The organism is Melghirimyces algeriensis (assembly GCF_900182565.1).
Taxonomy (GTDB): domain Bacteria; phylum Bacillota; class Bacilli; order Thermoactinomycetales; family DSM-45169; genus Melghirimyces; species Melghirimyces algeriensis.
Genome location: NZ_FXTI01000014.1, coordinates 21,325 through 44,040, shown reverse-complemented (window position 1 = coordinate 44,040; position 22,716 = coordinate 21,325). Strand labels below are relative to the sequence as shown.

Genomic DNA, 22,716 nt, shown 5'->3' with positions numbered 1-22,716 from the left:
AATGGACCGAAACCTTCCGGCAGGTGTGTTGGGGGCCGGGACGATGGGAAGCGGGATTGCCCAGGTTCTGGCTTACAGCGGTTATGATGTACAGCTATGGGATCTGTCGAAAGAACAGCTTGACCAAGGAATGGAGCGGATTCAGAAACGGTTGGATCGGTTAAGAGAAAAAGGGCGCTTGTCTCAGGCAGAAATGGATCAAATCCGTTCCCGAATCCATCTGACCCCTCAACTGGAAGATCTGGCTCCCTGTGAGTGGGTGATTGAAGCGGTAGTGGAGCGACTGGATATTAAGAGAGATCTCTTGTTCCAATTGGAGAAAATCGTGGGGAAACAGACCGTGTTGGCAACCAACACCTCTTCGTTGTCTGTTACATCCATCGCTTCATCAACCAATCATCCAGAACGTGTACTGGGTCTTCACTTTTTTAATCCTGCCCCAGTGATGCCTTTGGTGGAAGTGGTTTCCGGAATGCGGACGGACGTGGAAACGGTCCAGTGTGCGGTTCAATTTGTTCGCACCCTGGGGAAAGATCCCGTGAAAGTGGCTGATTTTCCGGGATTTCTTGTCAATCGGATCGCTCGCCCCTTCCATTTGGAAGGGTATCGATTGGTCGGGGAACACGTGGCAGATCGAGCACAAGTGGATCGTATCCTGCGTTCGGCGGGATTTAAGATGGGTCCATTTGAATTACAGGATATGATTGGGATTGATGTGAACTATGCCGCTTCTGTATCCGTTTATGAGGGTTTTTTCCACGAACCTCGTTACCGCCCGCATATCAAACAGCGACTGATGGTGGAAAGCGGTTCTTTGGGGCAGAAGACGGGAAGGGGGCATTATTCCCGTGAAGAATAAGGTACTGCTTGTGGGTGAGGGTCCTATCGTTTCGGATACGATGACCTTCTTTCAGGAAAAGGGTGTAGAGGTTGTCACACTGGAACAGGCAGATAATGCGGAATCGGACATTACCGCTGTTGTTGATGTGATTACCGGTTCTGTCGATCACAAGCGGGAGGGTTTGATTCAGGCAGTCAAAATGGTACCTGTCGATTGCCCGGTATTTACCTCTGCCCTGTATGCGGGAGCTACACGGGTTGCTTCTTGGTTGGAGAACCCGGAACGGGTGGCCGGATTTTCCCCGCTTCTCCTTTCCTCGATGGACCGCGTGGAAATCTCCCGTCCTCTCCAGGCTGAAGAGAGTTTGCTATGGGAGCAGCGCGTTTGTTGGTGGAAACAGTGGGGAAAGCAGGTGGAAATTTTGGGAGATGAACCAGGGCTGGTTTTCCCCCGTACCATCGCCTTGATGGTGAATGAAGCAGCCTATGCACTCAGGGAACAGATTGCAACCGCAGAAGATATCGATCTGGCGATGAAAAAAGGAACCAACCACCCTCATGGCCCCTTGGAATGGGCGGATCGGATCGGAGTGGATCAGGTGGTTTGGATTTTGAAAGGGCTTCTGGAGGAAACGGGAGATCCTCGCTATCGTCCGGCACCGCTTCTGCGACAGATGGTTTATGCCGGACGGTTGGGTCGAAGTGTTGGACAGGGTTTTTACCGGTATCAAAGAGAGGAAAAGGAGCCGAAACCGTGAGAGAAGCAGTCATTGTGGATGCGATTCGAACCCCGATCGGTCGGTATCGGGGCGGGTTAAGCAAGATTCGCCCCGACGATTTGGCAGCCCATGTCATCCGTTCGCTGTTGAAACGGAATCCTGAAGTGGATGCCGCTTCGGTGGAGGATGTCATCATGGGGTGTGCCAACCAAGCCGGAGAGGATAATCGGAATGTGGCCCGAATGGCTCTCCTGTTGGCCGGTTTGCCCCAGGAAGTGGCCGGAAGCACCGTCAACCGTCTTTGCGGTTCGGGGTTGGAGGCAGTAAATCAAGCGGTTGCCTCTCTGATGATGGGGGCTGGGGATCTATTTATCGCAGGTGGAGTGGAAAGCATGTCCAGGGCACCGCTTGTCATGTTAAAGCCGGAAGAAGGGTTGCCACGAGGCAATCAAACGATGGTGGATACGACGTTGGGATGGCGTTTTGTCAACCCGGAGATGGCGAAGCGGCACTCCCCGATTTCCATGGGGGAGACTGCAGAGAATGTAGCCGAACAGTATCAAATCTCCCGGAAGGAACAGGACCGTTTTGCCTTGGAGAGCCAACAAAAAGCTAGTGCAGCATGGGAGAATGGGACGTTTCATGATGAAGTGATTCCCGTTACTGTCCCTCCCCAACGAAGGGAACCGTCAAAGATCGTGAATAAGGATGAACACTTTCGTCCGGACACCACACTGGAAAAACTGGCCACACTCTCTCCAGTTTTTCGAAAAGGGGGAACGGTGACTGCGGGGAATGCCGCGGGAATCAATGATGGTGCAGCAGCCCTGTTGCTGATGGAACATCGAAAGGCAAAAGCGTTGGGGATTCAGCCAATGGCGCGTGTAGTATCCTTTGCTATCGCCGGATGTAACCCCGATACCATGGGGTTGGGTCCTATTTTTGCCACGCGAAAACTTCTGAACAGGACGGGTTTTTCGATTGATGCGATGGACCGGGTGGAGTTAAATGAGGCGTTTGCTGCACAATCACTGGCCTGTATTCAGGAGCTGGGGTTAGACCCTGAACGGGTGAATGTAAATGGTGGTGCCATTGCTCTCGGTCATCCACTGGGAGCAAGTGGTGCCCGGATCTTGACCACACTGGTCCATGAACTGAAACGGTGTGGAGGACGGTATGGACTGGCCACCATGTGTATCGGGGTAGGACAGGGAATTGCCACTATGGTGGAGCGATTGGATTAAATCATTTCTTAAAAGGGGAATCGGTATGTTAAAAGAACAGATGGACATCGCTTTGTTAAAAGAGGAATATCATTTGCTGATCAATGGGGAGTATGTAAAAGGCTCCACAAACGAATGGTTTGATACCTACAATCCGGCGACAGGAGAGCCGATTTCTCAAGTGGCCAAAGCAACCAAAGCGGATGTGGACCGGGCGGTGGCCGCGGCCAGAGAGGCGCTGGAGAAAAGTAAATGGGCCAAATGGCCTGCCGCCCGCAGAGGACAAATTTTACACCGGGTGGCCTCATTGATGCGGGAACGAATGAAAGAGCTCGTCAAGCTGGAAGTGTTAAACAGCGGAAAGACGCTCTCTGCTGCTCAAGGACAGGTTCACCAGGCGATCGAGGATTTTGAACTGTATGCCGGGGCGGTTCATACCTTAGCAGGGGAAACAAAACCCGTTCCCAACGGATTTCTTAATTACACGCGGGAGGAACCCGTCGGAGTCTGTGCCCAGATTGTTCCCTGGAACTATCCTTTGATGATGGCCGCCTGGAAAATTGCCCCTGCTTTGGCTGCCGGTTGTACAGTGGTGTTAAAGCCTGCTTCTCTGACACCCTTAACCGCTTATGCTCTGGCGGATCTTTGCCACGAAGCAGGAGTGCCCGCCGGGGTCCTCAATGTGGTCACAGGAAGTGGCTCCGAAGTGGGATCATATCTGGTGAAACATGCCGGAGTGGATAAAGTCGCCTTCACCGGTGAGACAGGTACCGGAAAAGATATTATGAAGAGAGCCTCGGAAACCCTGAAACGAGTCACCTTGGAACTGGGTGGGAAATCTCCCGCATTGGTATTGGAGGATGCGGATCTGGAAGCCGCAGTGGATGGGTCCATCTTTGGGATTTACTACAATACGGGAATGTCTTGTGAAGCCCGTTCCCGCCTGTTTGTTCATGAATCCATCTATGATAAATTTGTCCATCAATTTGTGGAAAAAACAAAAAAGCTGAAACTGGGTGAACCCTTTAGTAAAGAGAGCCATGTAGGAGCGGTGGTTTCAGCTGACCAGTGGGAGACGATTGATTCCTATGTCAAACTGGCTCAGGAAGAAGGGGCCCGTGTTCTATACGGTGGTGGAAGGCCGGAAGGAGAAGCATTTCAACGAGGATATTGGTATCAACCCACGGTATTGGTGGATGTAACCAATGAGATGAGAGTGGCTCAGGAGGAAATTTTTGGGCCGGTAGTTGTGATCATTAAATTTCGGGATGAAAAAGAAGCCATCCAACAAGCCAATGACAGCATTTATGGCTTGGCGGCTGCTGTTTGGAGCCGGGATTTCGGCCGGGCACACCGTATTGCCGCCCAGTTGAAAGCGGGAACCGTTTTAATCAACAATCCGTTCTCTGCGATGCCGGGACTTCCCTTTGGTGGATACAAACAATCCGGATTTGGCCGGGAATTGGCAGTGGAGACGCTGCGTCTGTATACAGAAACAAAGAGTGTAAATGCCTATATCGGCTCAAAACCCCTGAATCCTTTTGGAGTGTAGCGTATGAAGCCGGGGTTGGTACCAGGTCTTCAGGAAACCATGCGAGTAACTGTGACGGAAGAGATGACAGCTTCTTTTGGTGGACAGGAAATCCATCCGACGCTGTCCACCGTTACGATGGTCTATTATATGGAATGGGTAGGCCGAAAGGTGATCCTTCCCTTTTTCGAAGAGGAAGAGGAAGGGGTGGGGGGCGAGATTTCTGTTAAACATCGAGCTCCGGCTCCTGTGGGGAAAGACGTTCTCTTTACAGCCGAAGTGACCAAGGTACAAGTCCCTCACGTTGTGTGCCGGGTTGAAGCCCGGCACAATCGGGCAGTGGTTGGGGAAGGCAGATTTGTTCAAGCCATTTTGCCCAAAAAGAACATCCGGAATCGTATCGAGGAGATGAAAGGATAGAAACCGGGGATTCACCCCGGTTTTTTTCGTCCAGTTCACTTGGATGACAATCTCAATAGATGGGGCCTTCAGGATCTTGACTGTCATATCCCATTTCCAAAATGCCCATTTGTTCCATTTGCCGTTTGGTGGCTGGGGTTCCCAAACGATAGATCTCTTCATAAATCTGTCGAAAGGTGCGGTCGTATCCTTCATTTTCCCTTGACTGGTTGTAATACAGATAAGGGATATGGGAGTCCCAAAACGTTTCCATATCTTCCACTGCATTATTCCCCAATAAATTGTTTAGCCTTTGTGCTTCTTCATCTGTTGCTTCAATTTCAAATTCATACGAGGAATCTGTGGGGTTTTGCAGAAGCTCTCCCATGATTTCACCGGAATGAAGGGAAACATAATACCTGCGCTTGTCCAAAAGTGATCGCTCCCTACAGGATTTATCCGTTATCATGGGTTACAGACGGCGCGTTTATGCGTCTGATAATTTTTTTTGAGATTATTATTGACAAAGCATCCAGAAGTGCATATAATAATAATTGTCGTCGCGATAAACGGCGTTGCAAAAATCAAGGATATGCCGAAGTGGCGGAATTGGCAGACGCGCACGACTCAAAATCGTGTTCCTTCGGGAGTGTGGGTTCGAGTCCCACCTTCGGTACCAAATCGTAAGAGTCATACGGGTTTCAGGGTGTTAAGAGTCCTTCCGTATGACTCTTTTTGCGTCTAAAAATAGTACGTAAAAAACATTACGCGGGATTACGGGGGTAACGCGTACGATTTGTGAATCAAATTTACGTGGAGGTGTACGTGATGCCACGCCGACGTAATAAACTCGATCCTGAACAGTTGGCCGCGCCTGCTATAACGAATAAGACAGTAGATTCCTTCGAAATGTCACTCGATTCTTTCCTCCGAGATTGCCGCGTAAGAAACCTTTCCGAGTCGACCGTTAGGTTTTATCGTAATGAATTAAATACCTTCCAAAAGATGCTCGAAGAACAGCGGATCGATACAAACCCAAATAAAATCACTTCAAAAATTATTAAAGAGAACGTAATACTTGCTATGATGGATGATAATCGTAAAGAGTCCGCAATTAATGCCAGACTGCGCGCTGTCCGGTCGTTATTCAATTTTTTGGAGCGCGAGAGAATGGTAGTTCATAATCCGATGGACTCTGTTAAGTTGGTCCGTCAAAAACAAACGGTCATTGAGACGTTTTCTCGTGAACAGATTCATGCGTTACTCCGTCAGCCGAATCAACAGACGTTTACGGGATTGCGAGATTATACAATGATACTCCTTTTGCTTGAAACAGGGCTACGAATCAAAGAGCTCGTAAATATTTGCGTAGATGACGTGAAATTTGACGACAACATGATACGAGTAAGAAGCCCGAAAGGGTCACAGGAACGACTCGTTCCTTTTCAATCGACGATGAAGCGTCAGCTTCGGAAATACCTCGCGGTTCGAGGCGAAGTGGAACACGATTTTCTATTTGTATCCATTGATAACAAACCTGTTGCGATCCGGACGTTTCAAGAGCGATTTGCATCATACGGAAAACAGGCGAGGATTAAAAACGTCCGATGCTCACCACATACCTGCCGCCATACATTCGCGAAAATGTTTGTACAGAACGGTGGACATGCTTTCACATTACAAAACATCCTCGGACATAATTCGCTTGAAATGACTCGTCGTTATGTGAAGCTATTCTCTCAAGATATAAGCCAAGAACATAAAAAATACAGCCCGATTGAAAGACTGATGATCTAAGCTGGCAATTAAAAATAGCGCGGATAAAAAGAAAGGCCCGGTGTTGGCGCACCGAGCAACTGAATACGAACATAATAAACTGATACCTATATTATAACGTAAAATAAGCACGTATACAATCTCAATGTGTATTCAGTTCGCCTTTCTTTCCGCTTAATGGAGGAAAGACAATGGATAGGCGTATACAAGATAAATTGCGTGAATGTCAGAACTTCGTCAATCCTGTGGAAATGTCGCAGGCGGTCGAATCTCATATACGAAATAACGATCTTAGCGAAACACAATTACGCGTATTACGCGTCTTAGAGTTTCGCTCGAAAATTATTCCAGGGGCGTCATGGGTAAAGGTTTCTACGATCTGTGGCGTAGTTAAAAAAAGCGACGCAACGGTACGCCGGGCACTTCGCAAACTCACTGAACTAGGCATAATCGAAAAAGTTACCACAATTCGAGAGAAAACCGGAGGCAAAGGCGCAAATGTATACGTCATTAACGCAAGGGAAACCGCCTGTGATAGGTCGAATGACCAGTCGGAAATGACCAGTCGCAATAACGATGATAACGAAGAAATAACGACAGATAAGGGACTGTTTGCGACAACTAAAGAAGACTTCTCCAATGATGCTCAAAGTAAAATACTTAGTAATAACGTACAGACGGCAGACAAAACGGGCAGGCTTGATAAATCATTTACGCCTGGTTCTGTCCCAACCGAGTTTCGCGATTTAGTCGGCAGGTATTTCAATGACGCGGAAAGGATTTACCATCTTTATAACCGTTGTGTAATTGCTTCCAAGGCTGCGGGGTTGGACTACGTATGTGATGAATTGGCGGAACATGCGTTTAAGGGGACTGTATTTCAATGCAAGCGGGGGAATATTCGCGGATCATTTGACGGCTATTTTTACGGCGTTTGCTTCAACATGGCTGTCGCGGAAGTACGAAGGCAAACGATGGGGGACAAGATTCCTAAGTGGTACTTGAAAGGGGATGTAGCAAATGGGTAAATGGTCGATTGGCTTCGCGCTGCTTCTGACACTTATGATTCTGGGAGTTTCGTATAGCCATACGGTGAGCCTGTATACAGACATCGGATACGGCCAAAGTGAAGCCTTCACGATTACTGCTTTTATCGAGGGAATATTCCTCCTATCGACCGTGACACTCGCTCGTAATCGCCTTGCAGGACAACATTCGAGTTGGACTTTGAAGTGCGGGTTTGCTTACGGTGCCTTCCACGTTCTTTTCTCGAATCTCCATCATTCCGCGGATCTGTCGTATCTGTTCGATTCTGGGATCGCGGGTTGGGTCTTGGGAATAAGCATTCTCGTAGGACTTATTATCATCGAATTAATCGTATCATACGGAGTGTCCGAAAATAAACGGACGGAAGACGGACAGGATACTAAACAGACGGACAATAAACCGTCCATCAACGCGGACAGTGTCCGGAAACTGAACGAAAATAAATTGTCCGAATCAAAACGGACGGATGTTGTGTTTGATTCTGATACGGACAGGACAGGCATTCAAGGGAACGGTAAACGGACAGATGAAGCGTACAATGTCCGTCCGGAAGCAGTCCAAACTGAAGTGTCCGTACAAGAAGAGACGGACAGTGCCATACAACGTAGCGGCAGTACGCCTGTGAAGGTACTGTATACGGACGAGCGGACCGTAACGAACACTAAATCGTCAGGACAAGGCGATATTAACGAAATTATTGACGAAGAAATGTCCGTGCACTTAGATGAAGATGCGGATCTGCCCGATAAACTTCCGGACAGTGTGCGAACGGAAACCTACGAAGAATGTAACGAACGGACAGTGGACGGACAGGGCGAGCTGGACATTCGTCCGGACAATACGAACGGACAACAGTCGGACAATCAAGCGGAGAAGCGGACGGACAGTGAAAGGGTTCCGGACAGCGAACGAACAAATGGCGGACGCGAGACGGACAAAACAGAACGGACAAACGGCGGACAGCATACGGCGGGACGAGCGTCCGAAAAGACGAAGAAGCATAAAAGGAATACGGTACCTGAAGAGGTTGTCGAAGAGGTTTACCTGAGTATTGTAAAGGATACTGGGAAAGTACCTTCCTTCCGCGGATTGATGCGTGAGGCAGGGTGTTCAAAACATATGGCCGGAAAAGTTATTAACCGCTACAAAAAAGAAAAGGCAGGATGAGTCTACGGCGGGGAACCACTCCCCGTCTTTTTGTCTGGTACATAAAAAAATAATTTCGCCATTTTTGCGCGAAACCTATTTGTCCTCCCCTATAAAGACAGTGAAGGCATTAAAAAGGAGGTTAGAAGTTGAGCGAACACAATGATAGGCTATTCGTTCGGTTTTACATTGATGCATCTCGATCCGGACTAATGGCGGACTTAGGTGCTGAACGGTGGCATACGCTTTGTACCCTCGCAACATTCATGGATGAAAAAGGCGAGTGTTATCCATCACAGGAGTTGCTTGCCCATCGAATGGGAGTATCGATTGTTTCAGCGAATCGACGTCTAAAGAAACTTTGTGAGTATCAACGAAATAATATACCTGTAGTTAAACGTAAAATTATTCGTGATCCGAAAACAAAACGTTGTATAAGGACAATTTACCGCCTCACTGGAATAGCTCCGTTTTCTATCTTTAGTAAAGACCTATTTAAAGTAGAGTTAAATTAGCTAGAGCTAATGTAGGTAGAGTTTAAAGTAACAAGAACCATACGTTAACAAGAAACATACGTAACAAGATAAAATATAGCGCACTCAAACCCTTGCGGGTTTTCCTGCGCGATCAAAAAGGATGTGAGATAGTGGTCCAAGGAACTCTTTTACTCGCGGATCAGCCAGAAAGGGAAAATATAAAGATAGTTAGTATATACCAATGTCGTTGTAAGGAATGTATTGGTGCAGTTGCTGCGTATGTTCCTGTAAAAGATATCGAATGTGGGCGGGGAAGAAAGATGAGGAAGGTTGCGGAATTAGACCGGAAAAATTCTAGATTGATCCAGAAGTATATTGAGGAGGGCTATCATGTCTGACAATAAACTGAAATCTTATGAGTGGCAGTGGTTAGAAATTTCGAAGTGGAACACACGATCATTCCAGGCGTATCTAAAAGACCGGCACAAGGAAGTGTATGGCATCGATTATGTCCCTCGATCCTGGCGCATGGAAGCCGGGATGATAAAAAATTTCATCAACGAACACGGAACGGAGGTACTGAGGGAGTTTATCGACGAATGCTTATCGAGCCATAAACCTACGAAACAGTACCCTGGTCTTAATTTTTGGTTTATTTACACGTATTTACGTTCACAATACCTTCCGCGAGTTCTTAGCCGAAGGCGGGCGGAGAAGGAGAAACGGAGGAAGAAACGACCGCAACCGTTAGAGATGTCGCGGGAGGACTTGCGGTCATTACTCTAAAAATACGAGGAGGTTATTCTATATGGTAAAGTATAAACACCGCGAAAGGGCAATTAAGGTTGCGCGAGGGGAGATGCAGGATTTATTTTATACGCTATACGATCGCACTGGGTTAGATGTTCACGAAGATACTTTCGATAACGATGTATTTACCTTGCGCCCGTTTTACTGGGGAGATTGCAATTGCGGTTATGAAGATCGCGAATGGGATTTTTTCGAGGAAGAGTTACCCTCGCATACAGAAGAGTGTTTTCATACGCGATTTACTGTGTTCGAAAAAGAATTAGAAAGAAAACAGATTTCACCACCTGAACGAGATAGATTACTGACGGAATGGGCGATCAAGAATGGGTACCCTAAAGGGAGGTACGGGATTGCCTTCCACTGTGATTGTGGACGAAAAGAGGTAGAGGATAAGTGGATCGCGGAGAACGATCATTTAGATATCTGTTCTGTAGTTCTTCCTAACTTCGTCTACAAACCAGATGGACTAGAAATAGAATGGTATAAGTATCCTTTGCGTGGAGCAAAGTCAAATAAGGACATTTGTTTTGAGGAGATGCGTGCCATTATTGACCATTGCGTGCGAAGCTTTAAGGAGGCGAACGAATGATACACGATAAAAACTGTATCCTCCGTGGTCCTTGCCGAACAGCAGGCGATCCGCAAACGTGTAATGCAAAGTGTCCATTATACATTAATGTCCATGGATCGGAAGGAACAGGAGGAATTGTCCATCGCGCCAACATTCCGCAAGATTATCGCTTAATGACGCTGAACGAGTCGCCCATCAAGCAGATCGAAAGGGTTGTACGTCGGTACGAAAACGAAGAAGGAGAAACGGAAGTCGAAGCCGAGCCAATGTACGGGGTGATTTCCGATTACGTATCAACATTTCGCAGACAGTTTGACGAAGAGGTTACGCAGATTAAAAGTGTTTATCTGTACAGTGTATCACCGGGGACTGGAAAGACGACTACAGCCGCGGTGATTGCAAACGAATATCTCTTGCGTCATTACATTGGCAGCCGTATACGTGGGTTGAACACGTTAGATCGACCCGTATTTTTTCTTTCGATGAATAGATGGCACTCTGAGTACTACGCATTTAACAGACGGAATGTACCTGAACACATAGCGAAACCTGCCGCGGCCTCATATTACGAAGCGCATCGAATCGCAAAGTCGGTGCCTTTTTTAGTTATTGACGATATAGGGGTCCGCGAAGGATCAGATGCATTTAACATGGATCTGCTCGATCTTGTTGATCATCGTGTGAGCAACTTGTTACCAACGGTCTATACGTCCAACGTACCAATTGAAGACTTGCGGGACATGTACGACGAGAAAGGACGTATATTTGACCGGGTCCGCGACATGTGTATTCCAGTCGAATTTAATGGGGATTCAAAACGAGGGATCAGATAAGGGAGGCGGAGATGTGGAACCGAAATTCAATGTAGGCGACCGCGTAAATCTTATAACGAAAAATGGAACGAAAGAAAAAACGCAAATAACGAATGTATTCAAAGCAGATGAAGGATTCGTCTATCAAGTTAAATCGCGGAAGAACCCAGTAATGGAGGATCGGTTGGAACTTGTAGATTTTGCGTCTGATCCACTTAACTTCGACATCGAAATGGGTGTAGCGATGTTGTTTAAGACGGGCGACATTGTAGAAGTAAAAGATTATGAAGGACGTAGGTTCATTGTTGATTCCTATACGGTATTAATGAGAGGTAAAACAACCGATAATATTCCCGAAATTGATATTGAATGGCTGTTACTGGACGAGAAGTTCCCACATGACGATAACAGAGCAATCATCGCATATGAAGATGAAATGAGAAAAGTAGGCGAAGGAGGAAGAAAGATGATAAATGCGTTTGGTGCTCCGATTGACGATGGAGATGGGGATGGTCGGAAAAGAATAACTAATAAAGTAGAAGATCCACGTAATAATACAGATGAAAAACGGAGACTTTCGCAAATGGATAGCTTTCGCGTATTGGCTGAGCGCACAGACAGGGAAATTACGGATAACATGGAGTTGTTTGTGGTATTTGGTGACGAGAAATACAAGCGTAAAGCTGACCGTCTGAAGTCGTTCAGGGATCGGATTCCTACGCGTGGATACCAGTTTGAGTGAGGGAGGACGAAATATGACAACCGCGGGTATGAGGTTCATATCAAAGGTGGCGGATTTTGGGGATGTGGACGCCTTCAAACGTTTCGACCTCCGTCCAGATCACTTTCCGACAGAAGACGAACAGAAGATGGTGAAGTATATTTTGAGTTATGCAGCGCGGAATAAAGGACGTGGACCATCCCCGGAGGAGCTGTCAACGGAGTTTAACACCTTTGCTGACGAGTATTACACTGAGGTACGGGCGTCCTTTGACGAGATGGCAAGCGAGATTAAAAACGATTGGGCTGAGCGGGCATTTCTTCGCGGAATGCAAGGGGAAGGCGTTTTTAATTACCGGGAGTTGAACGAAAAGTATAACGGATTAGATTTCGTCCGTAAGATGCGGGAAGCACTGGAACGGATCGAGGCACAGGCTAATACGTCGAAGTCGATCGGCAGGACTCTCGGACAGTTAGGCGTGGATCTGCGGGAAGAATACCACAAACGTAAGGAGGGTGTGAATTTCAAACGGTGGAATACTCCGTTCCCTACTCTTTCGAAGGAAATTGGTGGATTACACAGTGGAGACGTTTACGGGATCATCGCGGAGTCCGGACGTGGGAAGTCATATTTAACAATTGCAATAATCGACGAACTACTGCGTCAGGGAGCGAAAGTTCTTGCGAAATCATTCGAATTGAAATGGTTCTTGTTCATGTCGCGCTTGGTTTCGATTGCTACGGCACGCGACGAAATGTTTACGGATGTACGGACGAAAAGGAAGATCGGGATTAAAAACCGAGCAATCCTAACGGGGGAACTGGACGAAACTTCAGAGGAAGTTATGGAAGCGTTCTTGACGCGTATTAACGATTATTACAAAGGAGAGCTAATTTTACAGGCGAAGAGTGATCCGGAACTTACACGGAGTCTGGACGATCTTGATCGTGAGTTACGGATGAATAAAGATATTGATGTGGTTGTTCTTGATCCGTTCAACAATATTTCGGACGTATACGGAAGAAACACGAATAAAACTACCGGGGGAGCTGCGGAGCAAGCAGCACGAAAATTTGAACGGATTGTTGGAGAACACGACGTTTTAGGGTTATTTACGGTTCAAGCTACGATGGAATACACTCAAGCAGAGAAGGAGAAGATGCGTGAAGGTGTACGTGAATTGAAGTTGCCGACCCGCGACCAGGTGAAAACAACGAAAGCGGCACTCGAAATCGTAACCAACCTTTTCTCATTCGACAACGTAGACGGAAATGCTCGGATCGGAACGGAGAAGGGACGGAACGGGGGCGAAGGATTTTACGTTGACCTTATCGCTATGTTGGACTATGGGGTATTACGAGAGGTTCCGAGCGGGGAGTCAGTAGTAGACCAATTCGCCGATACAAGTATTTTCTAAAAAAGACTTTACAAAATTTATTTTTATGCTAGAATGAGAACATGAATACGAACAAAAGTTCGTATTAAGAGAAAGGAGGTAGGCTGTTGCAGGAAATATGTATACAAAAATATAGTTTGAACGTAGATATCCGTAAAGAACTTTCATTGTACGATTGGAAAGAAGCAAATTGGCAACGAGATAAACTCCAAGCGTGTAGCCCTTTTCGCAATGACTCCCGGCCATCCTTTTATGTGTGGCTTGAAGACAATCCTGAGTCTAATGCTCGCCCTGGATATTGGGGGGACAGTGGTGGAGACGAATACCGTTCTGGAACGTTCGTAACTCTTCTATCATATCTCAGACAGGAAACAGAAGAAGAAACGGAAGACTATCTCATTTCGAAGTATTCCCCATATTGGGAAGGCGATATGAACAGCGCTCACAAGTCAGTAGAGGCGATGTTTGCATCTATAAAAACAAACGATCGACGGAAACAACGGCGGCAACCGTTAAATCCGTCGATTCTCAAACGGTATAACTTCCGACATCCGTATCTTACGCGCAGGGGGATAAACGAAGGTGTACAGCGCGTAATGCGAGTTGGGTACGATCCGAAACGACGTATGGTAACCATTCCATGGTTCAACGGACGCGGCGACCTGGTGAACATCAAATACCGTAGTGTTAACTCGAAGTTTTTCCATTACTTACCGTTAAAGGAAGGCACGCACCCAGTACGTGAACACCTATTCGGGATCGATGTGATCCGGCGGAAGGGGTGTCGTGAGGCAGTTATCTGCGAGGCTGAAATCGATGCGATGTACGCAATGACTGCAGGATTCCCTGCGCTGGCAGTTGGCGGTGCTTCGTTTTCCAAAAATCAGGCAGATATAATTAAGCGAAGTCCGATCCGGCATTTGTTTATCGCGAATGATAACGATCAAGCAGGACGAAAGTTGAAAGACGAAATCATTAAACGGTTGTATGGATACGTTCGGCTGTCCGAAGTGAAGATCCCGTCCGAATGTAAGGATTTAAACGATATTCAAGACATAGAAAAAACCGGTACCATTATCGCCGAAGCTACGCCGATAGACTATAGACATAGAAATGGACCGCACGGCGGCAACCGTAACGGTCCTGTCATTTTTCCCGTGAACGCATAAGGCATCGCTCGGAAGTGCTCGGCAAAGCACTGTCCGGTGTTTTTAGACGTCCCTGTCGGCAAACAGGGAGTACTGTGCCTTTTTTGCGTATACCTACATGATAGGTATAAACGGGCGATATGTCAACGAATTGTTTACTCAATCCGAACGACTTTTTCGATTGGACAGTCGAGGTATTTACAGATTTTCTCTATTGTCGTTAGTTGTACGGACGCATGTTTCCGGAATTTAGATCCCGTTGTCTTCGAAAATTTAAGGTCGGTAATCAGGTCGATGAGTTTGACATTTTTCTCTTCAAGAGTGACGAAAAGCGGGTCGTAAGAGATCATTATCATACACCTCGATGAATTAGTAATTTTGAGAAATAAAGAGCAAAAATCACCCTAAGTACGAAAATATGTACGTAAAAGACAAAAACAAAGAAAATGAAGCGTACACATTTTCAGACCTAAAACGTATAATGTCTGTATGGATTACGAACAAATTATCGCATACAACGATAAAGTGATGAACTAAACGAAAAATTCTCCGAATAAATCTCGAAAAAAATGCGCGAAAACCTTGTGACCTCCCCTATAAAGATAATGAAGGGATAATTTACATCTAAGGGGTTAGGTACACAAACAAAAACCCTGGGCTAACTATGCCCAAAAGAGGAGAGATCGTTAATGGAGAATTTTAAAGTGGTCAGTGAAAGCAAGACTGGTCGGAAGTTGAACGAACTGTACAACGAATATAAGGCTGGCGATCCATATGCATTTACCGATGCAATGGAAGTTGTGCAACCTAGGATCGAAAGTTACGCTTGCTATGCGGCTAGACGAACTGACATTAACGACCCATCCGTGTACTTCAGTTTTATGCTGGAAGCCGCCTGGAAGGCGTTTGATACCTTTGAGGATCACCGCGAAACAATGTTTACAACATACTTTTCAAATGTTGTAAACAAGGCAGCTGTCGATGTGAAAACTGGGAGAACGAGTGGCTCCCACAAAAAATACTCAGATCATTTTACGCTTGTCTGCGACGAGGATTCCTCAAATGAAGATTGGACACATGCTATTAAGGGTGAAGAATATTGCGCTGGATTTGTTCTAGTGTCTAATCAGTCAATAAATTACAATCACTTTGAGGAAATCCCTGACCGATGTAACGTAGAAAATACCGTTGTCGATAAACTTATGGTTAACGAACAACGCGATCTTATCGATGATCTTTGCGTAGACATTCCGTCTAGCGTCCACGAAACAGTTCAAGCAGTTGTAGATTACCCACGTAAATCGTTTAATTCTATCGCTGAGATTCTTGGTGTTCATCATTCGAAAATAATCCGTAACCTTAGAAAGATATCTGGAAAATACAATACAAAATTATACGGAGATTTGAACGACTATCTTTATCGATCAGGCGAATATATGTACTAAAATGTCGAAGTTAGTCGTTAATACCAAAGTGAATTATATCATGATTAATAATCATTATCAATATAAAACACACGTTCGAAGGAGGTGACTAAAGTGCATGTTCGCTTTGTTGACATAGTGTATTCTGGTGGATTCGAAGAGTACGAAGACCCTGCGGACTACAAGCGAATAGTAAGTACGCTCGCATATAGCGATACGTACGACGAGGAGTGAATGTGCGGTGATTTCCATCATAAATGGGTTGGACGTGGATCGAATGAGAGTTAGTAGGCATGCGATCCGCCGGGCGAGGGAGCGGTATAACCGAGCGAATGATAAAGATGCAGAGGGTTATATTCGAGGCATTCTCCGCAGAGCAGAGTTTGTCGGGGAAACATTAGATGATGAAGGAAACCATGCCTATATGTTTGCACATGGTCGACATGCATTTATTGTCTCACTCGACCATAAGACCATATTGTCTATTCAACGTTTTGAGTCCATTACGTATGGTCCGCTAAAGGAAAAAGTAAGGGATTTACATGCGAAAGAATACCGGAAGCTGGATCGTCGTGAGCGGGCGATGAGACGGCGTTTTGAACTGATTAAAGCGGAGGCAGATGTAGAAATAGCTCAGTTAAGGTTGACAGCACTAAAAACGCGCTCAGAAGCGCGTAGGCTTGCATGCCAGGCACGGATTAACGCTATTAACGAATATATAAACGATTTAAAAACCGAAATAAAGACAGTCGCGGATGAGAAACGACATGTAGCCAGGTCGCAGGTTTCTGTAATGTGAGTATGGTTTCGTCAGTGACTGTCCGTGCCGGCGACGACGTATGGCTGTGATACTAGTAATCTATACACGAATCTTGGTCCGGCTGTACGTCGTCGCGGGCGCAGACCGAACTGCGGGCTGTTGCTTCGATAACAATTAAATGGAGGATGATATAGTGGGTATTCGGGACGCACTGAAGAAACGAGAAGAAGCGAGAGAACAATTAGCGAAAGGGAACTTCGAAAATGATCTACCGGAGGGTGTACTTCGGTACATCAAAAATCAGGAGTTGAACGGTGAGGGGCGCATGTTTCTAATCTTAGACGATCCAGACGACTGGTACACCTATTTTGTACATGACGAGAGACAATACAAACCGTACGAAGTATTCGTCAAGAAACATACGTGTCTCCATTCCCCACAAGGGCTTGGTGAGGACTTTACGAAGTATGACAACAAAAAGGAAGCCGCGAAACACTGTCCTTCCTGTAAGGCTGGAGTACGGCGTCGCCTGTATGCTATGATCCGTCTGTTTGACGTGGAGTATGGGACATGGCGCGTATATGATGCGAAAGAGTTCCACGCACAGAACCTCATCAATGCTTACGATCAGATCGAAGAGACTGCGAAGGAGTTCCAGCCGGACTATTCCCTCGTTGGTCAGGCCGTTATTATGAAGAAAACCAGCGACGGGAAAAGCTTTACCTTCGCGAAGGCTCCAAAGTCGAAAGTACCAGAGGAATCATTTGAAAAGGCGAAAGAGTTTATCGACGATAAGCCGAGCTACGCTGACCTTGCGAATTTCCGCGGATATGCTGAAGTCGTTGAGATTGTAGCAGAAGCTCACCCGGATTCCTGTCCAAACAAATCCGCTGTTATAGGGGCGAATGGCGGTGCGGAGAATCAGGCAGGAACTGGCGATGATACATCACAAAAAATTACCGATAGGGATCTACCTTTTTGATAGAATAGAGAATAATTATAATTAAAGGGGAATCGTATGTCCGAACAGATTAAAGTTATTCATTATTTTAAGTCATTTGAGAATGAATTAGAGTATTTAGTCGTGGAAATCGATGGAGAAAAACGAATGTTTGAATCAACGCAAGATAAGAAAGACGAAGGCACCCGGAACAATTCCGGGTGCTAATTCGTTTTGCGTAAGACATAAGAAAGGAGGACGGTGATGACCGTTGAAGAGCGTCGCGAAAAATTGAAGGTAGTGAAAGAGAAAAAGAAATCTGCAAACGAAACCATGTCGGAAGCTTGGGAACGGATTTACTCGTCCAAACTCACGGACAAAGACCGCGAGAAGATGGACGAAGTGAAGGCGGCGATGGAGGCCGGAGAGATTGAACGAGATCCAGCGGACATGTATACGAAGAAGGGAACGTACAAAAAATTCTCAAAGGCTGAAGCGTTAAGGATGTGGCGTGTTGTTAAGCGAACGAACACGGAAAAGAAACTACGTAATATGGTTGAGAATACACCGAATAATTATCATCTAGTTACGAATATCAACAAATTACGAGAGATGAAGAAATTTATAAAATCCGCAGACGTAATCGCTGTTGATTGTGAAACTTTTGTTCCAGAAGGCATTGAGGGGAGTGCACTTGATCCCTGGACAAATAAAATGGCTGGCTTCAGCGTCTCTACAGATGAGAATCATTTCTACATCCCTCTAAACCATAATGAAAAAACTAATCTAGACGAAAGTACTGTTGTTTCTGAACTTAAAAGTACTTTGGAGTCTTCAAAGATTGTTATGCACAATGCTCCGTTTGACTGTAAGTGTTTTTGGTTGCAGTACAAAATAGATTTGATTAGCCCCTTGCACGCTGACACACAGGTTATGGCAATGTCCTTAAACGAGAACCGGAAACACAAGTTAAAGGGTTTATGCGAAGATTGGTTACAAATGGAAGGAGACAACTTCAACGAATTGTTTGAAGAAGGTGTTTTTAATACTGTACCATTAAAAGTTGCAACAGTGTATGCTGCGGGCGATACTGAGAAAACGTTGAAATTATATCGGTGGATGCTGCATCAAATGTCTTTACGTGAAGACTTGATGCGTATTAAAAAACTGTTGTTTGAAATAGAAATGCCAGTAATGAAAACATTTATTTGTTCGGATATTAGAGGTCTTCACTTTGATGTTGAAGAGGCGCGTACTCTCGACAAACAGTTTGAATGTGAGATTAAAGAAATATCCGAAGATATTTATAATTTATTAGGTGAAAAAATTAATCTTAACTCAAATCAACAGTTAAGCAATGTTTTATTTAATAAACTGAAATTACCTAATCCAGAAAATGGATCAACGTCAACTAAAAAGGTTCTTGCGAAGATTAGCAATAAACACCCTGTTATTCGTAAGTTAATTGAGTACCGACAAGTACATCAATTACGAAAAGCATTTACGAATAAACTACCAAACAACATCAAACCTGATGGGAAAATTCATCAATCACATAACTCGTGGGGTACCGTGACTGGGCGATTTACTTGCTCAAACCCAAACACACAACAAATGCCATCTAAACGGCCGGAAATCAGGCGTCTGTTTAAGCCTGATCCAGGTCGTATTTTTGTTTCGATTGACTACTCTCAAATTGAACTACGTGTGCTTGCTCACCTTGCTAATGATCCGGTTCTTATTGAATCATTTCATAAGGGACGAGATATCCACTCAGCTACAGCAGCACAAATATCAGGCATCCCTTATGAACAAGTTGAAGAACGAAAAGATGTTGATGGTTCGATCGAACAGAAATTACGTAAACAAGCGAAATCAGTTAACTTCGGGATCGTCTATGGTATGACTCCGGTTGGTTTATCTACCGAATTAGACATTTCTCAAAAAGAAGCAGAGAAGCTAATCGATAGCTATTTTGCTAGTTACCCATCAATTAAAGAATATATGGATAAGCAGGTTGAGCTAGTACGTAAAATGGGCTATGTCGTTGATCTGTTTGGGCGTAAACGTAGACTCGGAGATCGTAGACGTAAATTCCTTACGAATGGTGAAAAGCGACAAGCGGGTAATTCTCCAGTACAAGCAAGCGCGGCTACTATTCTTAAAAAATCAGTCGTTGATCTACAACCTATTCTTCCAACGATGGACGTAAACATTCGCCTTCAGGTTCATGACGAATTATTATTTGATTGCCCGCGAGACATCAGCCAGGATAATCTTCTTGTAATTCGGGACACAATGGCGAACGCTGTAAAACTAAAAGTACCGATCTTTTGTGATATTGAAATTTACCCAGATCGATGGGCAGAGAAAGTCGAATTTGACAATTGGTTTGGGAGGGATTTACGTGTCTGAAGACAGTAAAAAAGCTACACAGATAACTAATCATGTGTCTGTTCAACTTAAAAGCCCCATCGAAATACCTAATTTTATAGGAGGTAAGGATTCTTTTCATACTAAGACTTTAAGTAACCGACAGAATATACCTATGTCTAATCGGATGTTGGTATTTAAGTTAGATGATATTATACCAAAAACAGAGTATGGAATACCTGAAACATTGAATGTTGAAACTTTATTTTGTCATCCTGTTTCTGGTGAGGTACTGGAGAAGGGAGAAATCAGGATTCCCAAAGAAAATATCAAAGCGGTAATACAATCCCCACAAAGCGATGCGTTTTAAAAAGAATAAAACAAATAGGGGTGACGAAATGTTATTCGAAACCAATCGCATATATAATTGTGACGTACTTGAAGCCCTGCGGGAAATGCCTGCAGGTTTTTTTCATACTTGTGTTACTTCTCCTCCGTATTGGGGGTTGCGTGATTATGGGCAGCCAGGACAGATAGGTTTGGAGGATACCCCAGAAGAATATATTGAAAAGATAGTCGAGGTTTTTCGTGAAGTTCGTAGAGTGTTACGTGATGACGGTACGTTATGGCTGAACTTAGGGGATAGTTATGCGCAAAATGGACGATCTACGAACAACAAAGGATTTAACGAGCGGAGCGGAAACGCGTCAGGCCAACGAAAGCAGGAAGTACAGAAACCGAAGAGGGTTGTTCCTGATTATATTAAGATTGCCAACAAGCGAATTAATAGAGTGCGCCAACTTTCGCTAGATTTTAAGGAGGTAACCAATGACAAATCCGTTACGCCAACGAGCGCGAAAACAATATAGTGAACCTTTTAGGGAAGCCTTCGGGGATCAGGTAGAACGCGAGTTTATCGAACAACTTGACGCGTATTACTCCGATCCTCGTTCTTCTTTGTATATTCACCAGTTGGAGGAATCATTTTATAAACAGCGCTTGGATCACGTCGGGTGGAAACCGTATCCGAAAGATGGTCTGGTAACGTTCGGTGCGTCAGGTACCGATAAATGCGACCTTGAAGTATATTACCGTAACCAAAAGATCAAACCGGAGAAACGTCACGATTTTCCTTTTCGTGGTCGGCAACGCCGGCAAGGAACGGCCATTATCGAAATGGTTCAACTCGATTTAATTCATATGCCCGTGAGACTAGGAGATCGTGCTAAGTTTCGCTTAAAGAAAACGAAGTCCGGCGAATATGCAATTGAAGATGCAGCGCAGCATCGGGCTGTATATGAGGTAGAAATGGAAGACGGATATAAATGTCGATTTGCCATCACCGCAAAGCCGGACGGAATCCTTGAATATGAAGGGCGCGACCTGCTTTTCGAGTATAAAACGAAAGCAACCGGACTACGTACGATGAATGGGAAACTCGATTTCAAGGGACCGGACGCTGGACATATGCGCCAGGTTACCGCGGAATCACTCGTATTCAGAATCAACGAAGGAATCTTACTTTACGAATCAACTCAGAAACCGTCGTGGTTCAGCGATGAGGAACGGAAATCAGTGACGAAAGGTCAAAAAACGTGGAGGGAAGGCGCGCCACTGGCTGATGTCAGGGCGTTTTATTTTTCGATCAGTGCGGAAGAGCAGCATGCATTGTTACATCACCTCGCGAAGCAGGCGCGGAACGTTTACGAAAATACAAAGCCGACTGTTACGCCTGAAATGACGAACAAATGCGCATTCTGTGATTTTTTCTATTCGCATTGTCAAGCCGATCAGCCTACGAAGGTAATCGAAAACCTGCGCCAGGTTGAGCGACAGATGGCTAAATCGCACATGGCAGGGAAGTTTGAGCACCGTAATTTAGTCGAATATTTGAGTGCAGTCCCAGAGGAGGCGGGGAAATGAAAAACATTATCAAGTTGACGCTTTTGGGTTTGTTGAATGTAATCGGCGTTATCGTTGTAACCTGCACGCTTGTTGCCTTTTGTGCCTACTTAGGATATTTAATTGCGGGGCCTTACGGCGGGTATTTCGGTGCAGGGGTTCCCGGAGTATTATTTCTCGCTTATAAAATTGGGGAGATTCGATATAGTGACTAAACGCTATTTAGGACTCGACCTATCCATCTCACGACCGGGCTTCGCGGTACTGGAAATTAAACGCCGTAAGCCCGTTCTTATTTTTTGCAGGCATATCAAGACGAACGCCAAACTATCGCACGGTGATCGTCTGGCACACATCAAAGCGCATGTCGACGCGCTCCGTTACGATTACGGTCCGTTCGATGCTGTGATCCGTGAGAAAGCGTTCCATAACGCTAGGGTCAACGCAACGGCAGGCGGTTACAAAGTCGCGGGGATCATTGACTACACTCTGCGTGGGTACGACATCGTAGAGATCGCGAACAGTACGGTCAAAAAATCATTGACCGATAACGGCCGGGCAGACAAATGGGAAGTAGAACGGGAGGTTAAACGGTGGTTTCCTTCTCAGGATTTTAAGACGGATGACGAATCAGATGCGGTCGCTGTATGTCTGACGTATTTACTTCGAGAAAATTTGATCAATGATGCGCGAGGTTAGCTC

At 45.5% G+C, this 22,716-nt stretch carries 27 protein-coding genes and 1 tRNA gene; 26 read left to right on the top strand and 2 right to left on the bottom strand.

Going from position 1 to position 22,716, the window contains the following annotated elements; translation table 11 throughout:
* The first annotated feature begins 1 nt into the window (after position 1).
* Genes FN782_RS15220 through FN782_RS15200 form a run of 5 tightly spaced genes read left to right on the top strand, consistent with a single transcriptional unit; the run spans position 2 to position 4,733 of the window.
* Positions 2 to 859, top strand: a complete 858-nt coding sequence (locus tag FN782_RS15220; protein ID WP_142506654.1) for a 3-hydroxyacyl-CoA dehydrogenase family protein — start codon at positions 2 to 4, stop codon at positions 857 to 859.
* Positions 849 to 1,598 (top strand): 3-hydroxyacyl-CoA dehydrogenase family protein, encoded by a 750-nt coding sequence (locus FN782_RS15215; RefSeq protein WP_142506653.1) that lies wholly within the window; start codon positions 849 to 851, stop codon positions 1,596 to 1,598. The genes FN782_RS15220 and FN782_RS15215 overlap by 11 nt, the downstream gene beginning before the upstream one ends.
* Positions 1,595 to 2,803 carry a thiolase family protein gene (locus tag FN782_RS15210; protein ID WP_142506652.1) on the top strand — a complete coding sequence of 403 codons (1,209 nt, stop codon included), beginning with the start codon at positions 1,595 to 1,597 and terminating at the stop codon, positions 2,801 to 2,803. The genes FN782_RS15215 and FN782_RS15210 overlap by 4 nt, the downstream gene beginning before the upstream one ends.
* Before the next feature lie 25 nt (positions 2,804 to 2,828).
* Positions 2,829 to 4,334, top strand: coding sequence for an aldehyde dehydrogenase family protein (locus tag FN782_RS15205; RefSeq protein ID WP_142506651.1), 1,506 nt, complete (start codon positions 2,829 to 2,831; stop codon positions 4,332 to 4,334).
* Between the two features lie 3 nt (positions 4,335 to 4,337).
* Entirely contained in the window at positions 4,338 to 4,733 is a 396-nt protein-coding gene (locus FN782_RS15200; protein ID WP_142506650.1) for a thioesterase family protein, read from the top strand.
* Between the two features lie 52 nt (positions 4,734 to 4,785).
* On the opposite strand, the gene FN782_RS15195 is transcribed toward FN782_RS15200, so the two are convergent.
* The gene (locus tag FN782_RS15195) at positions 4,786 to 5,145 is read right to left on the bottom strand and encodes a hydrolase (protein ID WP_142506649.1); all 360 of its coding nucleotides are present in this window, start codon (positions 5,143 to 5,145) and stop codon (positions 4,786 to 4,788) included.
* A 161-nt stretch (positions 5,146 to 5,306) separates the two neighbouring features.
* Between FN782_RS15195 and FN782_RS15190 the strand changes: the two genes are divergently transcribed.
* The 11 genes from FN782_RS15190 to FN782_RS15140 all read left to right on the top strand — a co-directional run bounded on the left by FN782_RS15190 (position 5,307) and on the right by FN782_RS15140 (position 14,636).
* Positions 5,307 to 5,391, top strand: a tRNA-Leu gene (locus FN782_RS15190).
* A gap of 149 nt (positions 5,392 to 5,540) precedes the next feature.
* The gene (locus FN782_RS15185) at positions 5,541 to 6,509 is read left to right on the top strand and encodes a tyrosine-type recombinase/integrase (RefSeq protein ID WP_142506648.1); all 969 of its coding nucleotides are present in this window, start codon (positions 5,541 to 5,543) and stop codon (positions 6,507 to 6,509) included.
* Positions 6,510 to 6,679: 170 nt separating this feature from the next.
* Positions 6,680 to 7,516: a helix-turn-helix domain-containing protein gene (locus FN782_RS15180; protein ID WP_142506647.1), complete on the top strand. Its 837-nt coding sequence runs from the start codon at positions 6,680 to 6,682 to the stop codon at positions 7,514 to 7,516.
* Positions 7,509 to 8,702 (top strand): hypothetical protein, encoded by a 1,194-nt coding sequence (locus FN782_RS15175; RefSeq protein WP_142506646.1) that lies wholly within the window; start codon positions 7,509 to 7,511, stop codon positions 8,700 to 8,702. The genes FN782_RS15180 and FN782_RS15175 overlap by 8 nt, the downstream gene beginning before the upstream one ends.
* 128 nt (positions 8,703 to 8,830) lie before the next feature.
* The gene (locus tag FN782_RS15170; protein ID WP_142506645.1) at positions 8,831 to 9,196 is read left to right on the top strand and encodes a helix-turn-helix domain-containing protein; all 366 of its coding nucleotides are present in this window, start codon (positions 8,831 to 8,833) and stop codon (positions 9,194 to 9,196) included.
* A gap of 351 nt (positions 9,197 to 9,547) precedes the next feature.
* On the top strand, positions 9,548 to 9,943 hold the full coding sequence (locus FN782_RS15165) for a hypothetical protein (RefSeq protein WP_142506644.1): 396 nt from the start codon (positions 9,548 to 9,550) through the stop codon (positions 9,941 to 9,943).
* 22 nt (positions 9,944 to 9,965) lie between these two features.
* Positions 9,966 to 10,556, top strand: a complete 591-nt coding sequence (locus tag FN782_RS15160) for a hypothetical protein (protein ID WP_142506643.1) — start codon at positions 9,966 to 9,968, stop codon at positions 10,554 to 10,556.
* Positions 10,553 to 11,371, top strand: a complete 819-nt coding sequence (locus FN782_RS15155) for a P-loop NTPase family protein (protein WP_142506642.1) — start codon at positions 10,553 to 10,555, stop codon at positions 11,369 to 11,371. The genes FN782_RS15160 and FN782_RS15155 overlap by 4 nt, the downstream gene beginning before the upstream one ends.
* Before the next feature lie 13 nt (positions 11,372 to 11,384).
* On the top strand, positions 11,385 to 12,092 hold the full coding sequence (locus tag FN782_RS15150; RefSeq protein WP_142506641.1) for a hypothetical protein: 708 nt from the start codon (positions 11,385 to 11,387) through the stop codon (positions 12,090 to 12,092).
* A gap of 13 nt (positions 12,093 to 12,105) precedes the next feature.
* On the top strand, positions 12,106 to 13,488 hold the full coding sequence (locus tag FN782_RS15145) for an AAA family ATPase (protein WP_142506640.1): 1,383 nt from the start codon (positions 12,106 to 12,108) through the stop codon (positions 13,486 to 13,488).
* 86 nt (positions 13,489 to 13,574) lie between these two features.
* On the top strand, positions 13,575 to 14,636 hold the full coding sequence (locus FN782_RS15140; RefSeq protein WP_142506639.1) for a toprim domain-containing protein: 1,062 nt from the start codon (positions 13,575 to 13,577) through the stop codon (positions 14,634 to 14,636).
* A 134-nt stretch (positions 14,637 to 14,770) separates the two neighbouring features.
* Here FN782_RS15140 and FN782_RS15135 read toward each other — a convergent pair whose 3' ends face one another.
* Positions 14,771 to 14,965: a helix-turn-helix domain-containing protein gene (locus FN782_RS15135; protein ID WP_142506638.1), complete on the bottom strand. Its 195-nt coding sequence runs from the start codon at positions 14,963 to 14,965 to the stop codon at positions 14,771 to 14,773.
* A 339-nt stretch (positions 14,966 to 15,304) separates the two neighbouring features.
* Here FN782_RS15135 and FN782_RS15130 point away from each other — a divergent pair, with 339 nt between their 5' ends.
* The 10 genes from FN782_RS15130 to FN782_RS15095 all read left to right on the top strand — a co-directional run bounded on the left by FN782_RS15130 (position 15,305) and on the right by FN782_RS15095 (position 22,713).
* Positions 15,305 to 16,060: a hypothetical protein gene (locus tag FN782_RS15130; RefSeq protein ID WP_142506637.1), complete on the top strand. Its 756-nt coding sequence runs from the start codon at positions 15,305 to 15,307 to the stop codon at positions 16,058 to 16,060.
* A 220-nt stretch (positions 16,061 to 16,280) separates the two neighbouring features.
* The gene (locus tag FN782_RS15125; protein ID WP_142506636.1) at positions 16,281 to 16,838 is read left to right on the top strand and encodes a hypothetical protein; all 558 of its coding nucleotides are present in this window, start codon (positions 16,281 to 16,283) and stop codon (positions 16,836 to 16,838) included.
* A gap of 154 nt (positions 16,839 to 16,992) precedes the next feature.
* Positions 16,993 to 17,781 (top strand): single-stranded DNA-binding protein, encoded by a 789-nt coding sequence (locus FN782_RS15120; RefSeq protein WP_142506635.1) that lies wholly within the window; start codon positions 16,993 to 16,995, stop codon positions 17,779 to 17,781.
* Positions 17,782 to 17,817: 36 nt separating this feature from the next.
* Entirely contained in the window at positions 17,818 to 17,967 is a 150-nt protein-coding gene (locus tag FN782_RS17010; RefSeq protein ID WP_185956359.1) for a hypothetical protein, read from the top strand.
* Positions 17,968 to 18,003: 36 nt separating this feature from the next.
* On the top strand, positions 18,004 to 20,154 hold the full coding sequence (locus tag FN782_RS15115) for a DNA polymerase (RefSeq protein ID WP_142506634.1): 2,151 nt from the start codon (positions 18,004 to 18,006) through the stop codon (positions 20,152 to 20,154).
* Positions 20,147 to 20,482 (top strand): hypothetical protein, encoded by a 336-nt coding sequence (locus FN782_RS15110; RefSeq protein ID WP_142506633.1) that lies wholly within the window; start codon positions 20,147 to 20,149, stop codon positions 20,480 to 20,482. The genes FN782_RS15115 and FN782_RS15110 overlap by 8 nt, the downstream gene beginning before the upstream one ends.
* A 28-nt stretch (positions 20,483 to 20,510) precedes the next feature.
* Entirely contained in the window at positions 20,511 to 20,981 is a 471-nt protein-coding gene (locus FN782_RS17560; RefSeq protein WP_142506632.1) for a DNA methyltransferase, read from the top strand.
* On the top strand, positions 20,941 to 22,035 hold the full coding sequence (locus tag FN782_RS15100) for a hypothetical protein (protein WP_246064984.1): 1,095 nt from the start codon (positions 20,941 to 20,943) through the stop codon (positions 22,033 to 22,035). The genes FN782_RS17560 and FN782_RS15100 overlap by 41 nt, the downstream gene beginning before the upstream one ends.
* A complete protein-coding gene (locus FN782_RS17005) occupies positions 22,032 to 22,229 on the top strand; it encodes a hypothetical protein (RefSeq protein WP_185956358.1) in 198 nt (65 codons plus the stop codon). Before FN782_RS15100 ends, FN782_RS17005 begins: the two co-directional genes overlap by 4 nt.
* The gene (locus FN782_RS15095) at positions 22,222 to 22,713 is read left to right on the top strand and encodes a crossover junction endodeoxyribonuclease RuvC (protein WP_185956357.1); all 492 of its coding nucleotides are present in this window, start codon (positions 22,222 to 22,224) and stop codon (positions 22,711 to 22,713) included. The genes FN782_RS17005 and FN782_RS15095 overlap by 8 nt, the downstream gene beginning before the upstream one ends.
* Positions 22,714 to 22,716: the final 3 nt, after the last annotated feature.

Excerpts from the sequence above, each read along its gene's own strand:
- FN782_RS17010 (WP_185956359.1), top strand. The coding sequence starts at position 17,818 with ATGTCCGAACAGATTAAAGTTATTCATTATTTTAAGTCATTTGAGAAT.
- FN782_RS15155 (WP_142506642.1), top strand. The coding sequence starts at position 10,553 with ATGATACACGATAAAAACTGTATCCTCCGTGGTCCTTGCCGAACAGCA.
- FN782_RS15200 (WP_142506650.1), top strand. The coding sequence starts at position 4,338 with ATGAAGCCGGGGTTGGTACCAGGTCTTCAGGAAACCATGCGAGTAACT.
- FN782_RS15130 (WP_142506637.1), top strand. The coding sequence starts at position 15,305 with ATGGAGAATTTTAAAGTGGTCAGTGAAAGCAAGACTGGTCGGAAGTTG.
- FN782_RS15220 (WP_142506654.1), top strand. The coding sequence starts at position 2 with ATGGACCGAAACCTTCCGGCAGGTGTGTTGGGGGCCGGGACGATGGGA.
- FN782_RS15135 (WP_142506638.1), bottom strand. The coding sequence starts at position 14,965 with ATGATCTCTTACGACCCGCTTTTCGTCACTCTTGAAGAGAAAAATGTC.
- FN782_RS17005 (WP_185956358.1), top strand. The coding sequence starts at position 22,032 with ATGAAAAACATTATCAAGTTGACGCTTTTGGGTTTGTTGAATGTAATC.
- FN782_RS15160 (WP_142506643.1), top strand. The coding sequence starts at position 9,966 with ATGGTAAAGTATAAACACCGCGAAAGGGCAATTAAGGTTGCGCGAGGG.
- FN782_RS15100 (WP_246064984.1), top strand. The coding sequence starts at position 20,941 with ATGACAAATCCGTTACGCCAACGAGCGCGAAAACAATATAGTGAACCT.
- FN782_RS15115 (WP_142506634.1), top strand. The coding sequence starts at position 18,004 with ATGACCGTTGAAGAGCGTCGCGAAAAATTGAAGGTAGTGAAAGAGAAA.
- FN782_RS15145 (WP_142506640.1), top strand. The coding sequence starts at position 12,106 with ATGACAACCGCGGGTATGAGGTTCATATCAAAGGTGGCGGATTTTGGG.
- FN782_RS15180 (WP_142506647.1), top strand. The coding sequence starts at position 6,680 with ATGGATAGGCGTATACAAGATAAATTGCGTGAATGTCAGAACTTCGTC.
- FN782_RS15185 (WP_142506648.1), top strand. The coding sequence starts at position 5,541 with ATGCCACGCCGACGTAATAAACTCGATCCTGAACAGTTGGCCGCGCCT.
- FN782_RS15175 (WP_142506646.1), top strand. The coding sequence starts at position 7,509 with ATGGGTAAATGGTCGATTGGCTTCGCGCTGCTTCTGACACTTATGATT.
- FN782_RS17560 (WP_142506632.1), top strand. The coding sequence starts at position 20,511 with ATGTTATTCGAAACCAATCGCATATATAATTGTGACGTACTTGAAGCC.
- FN782_RS15165 (WP_142506644.1), top strand. The coding sequence starts at position 9,548 with ATGTCTGACAATAAACTGAAATCTTATGAGTGGCAGTGGTTAGAAATT.
- FN782_RS15205 (WP_142506651.1), top strand. The coding sequence starts at position 2,829 with ATGTTAAAAGAACAGATGGACATCGCTTTGTTAAAAGAGGAATATCAT.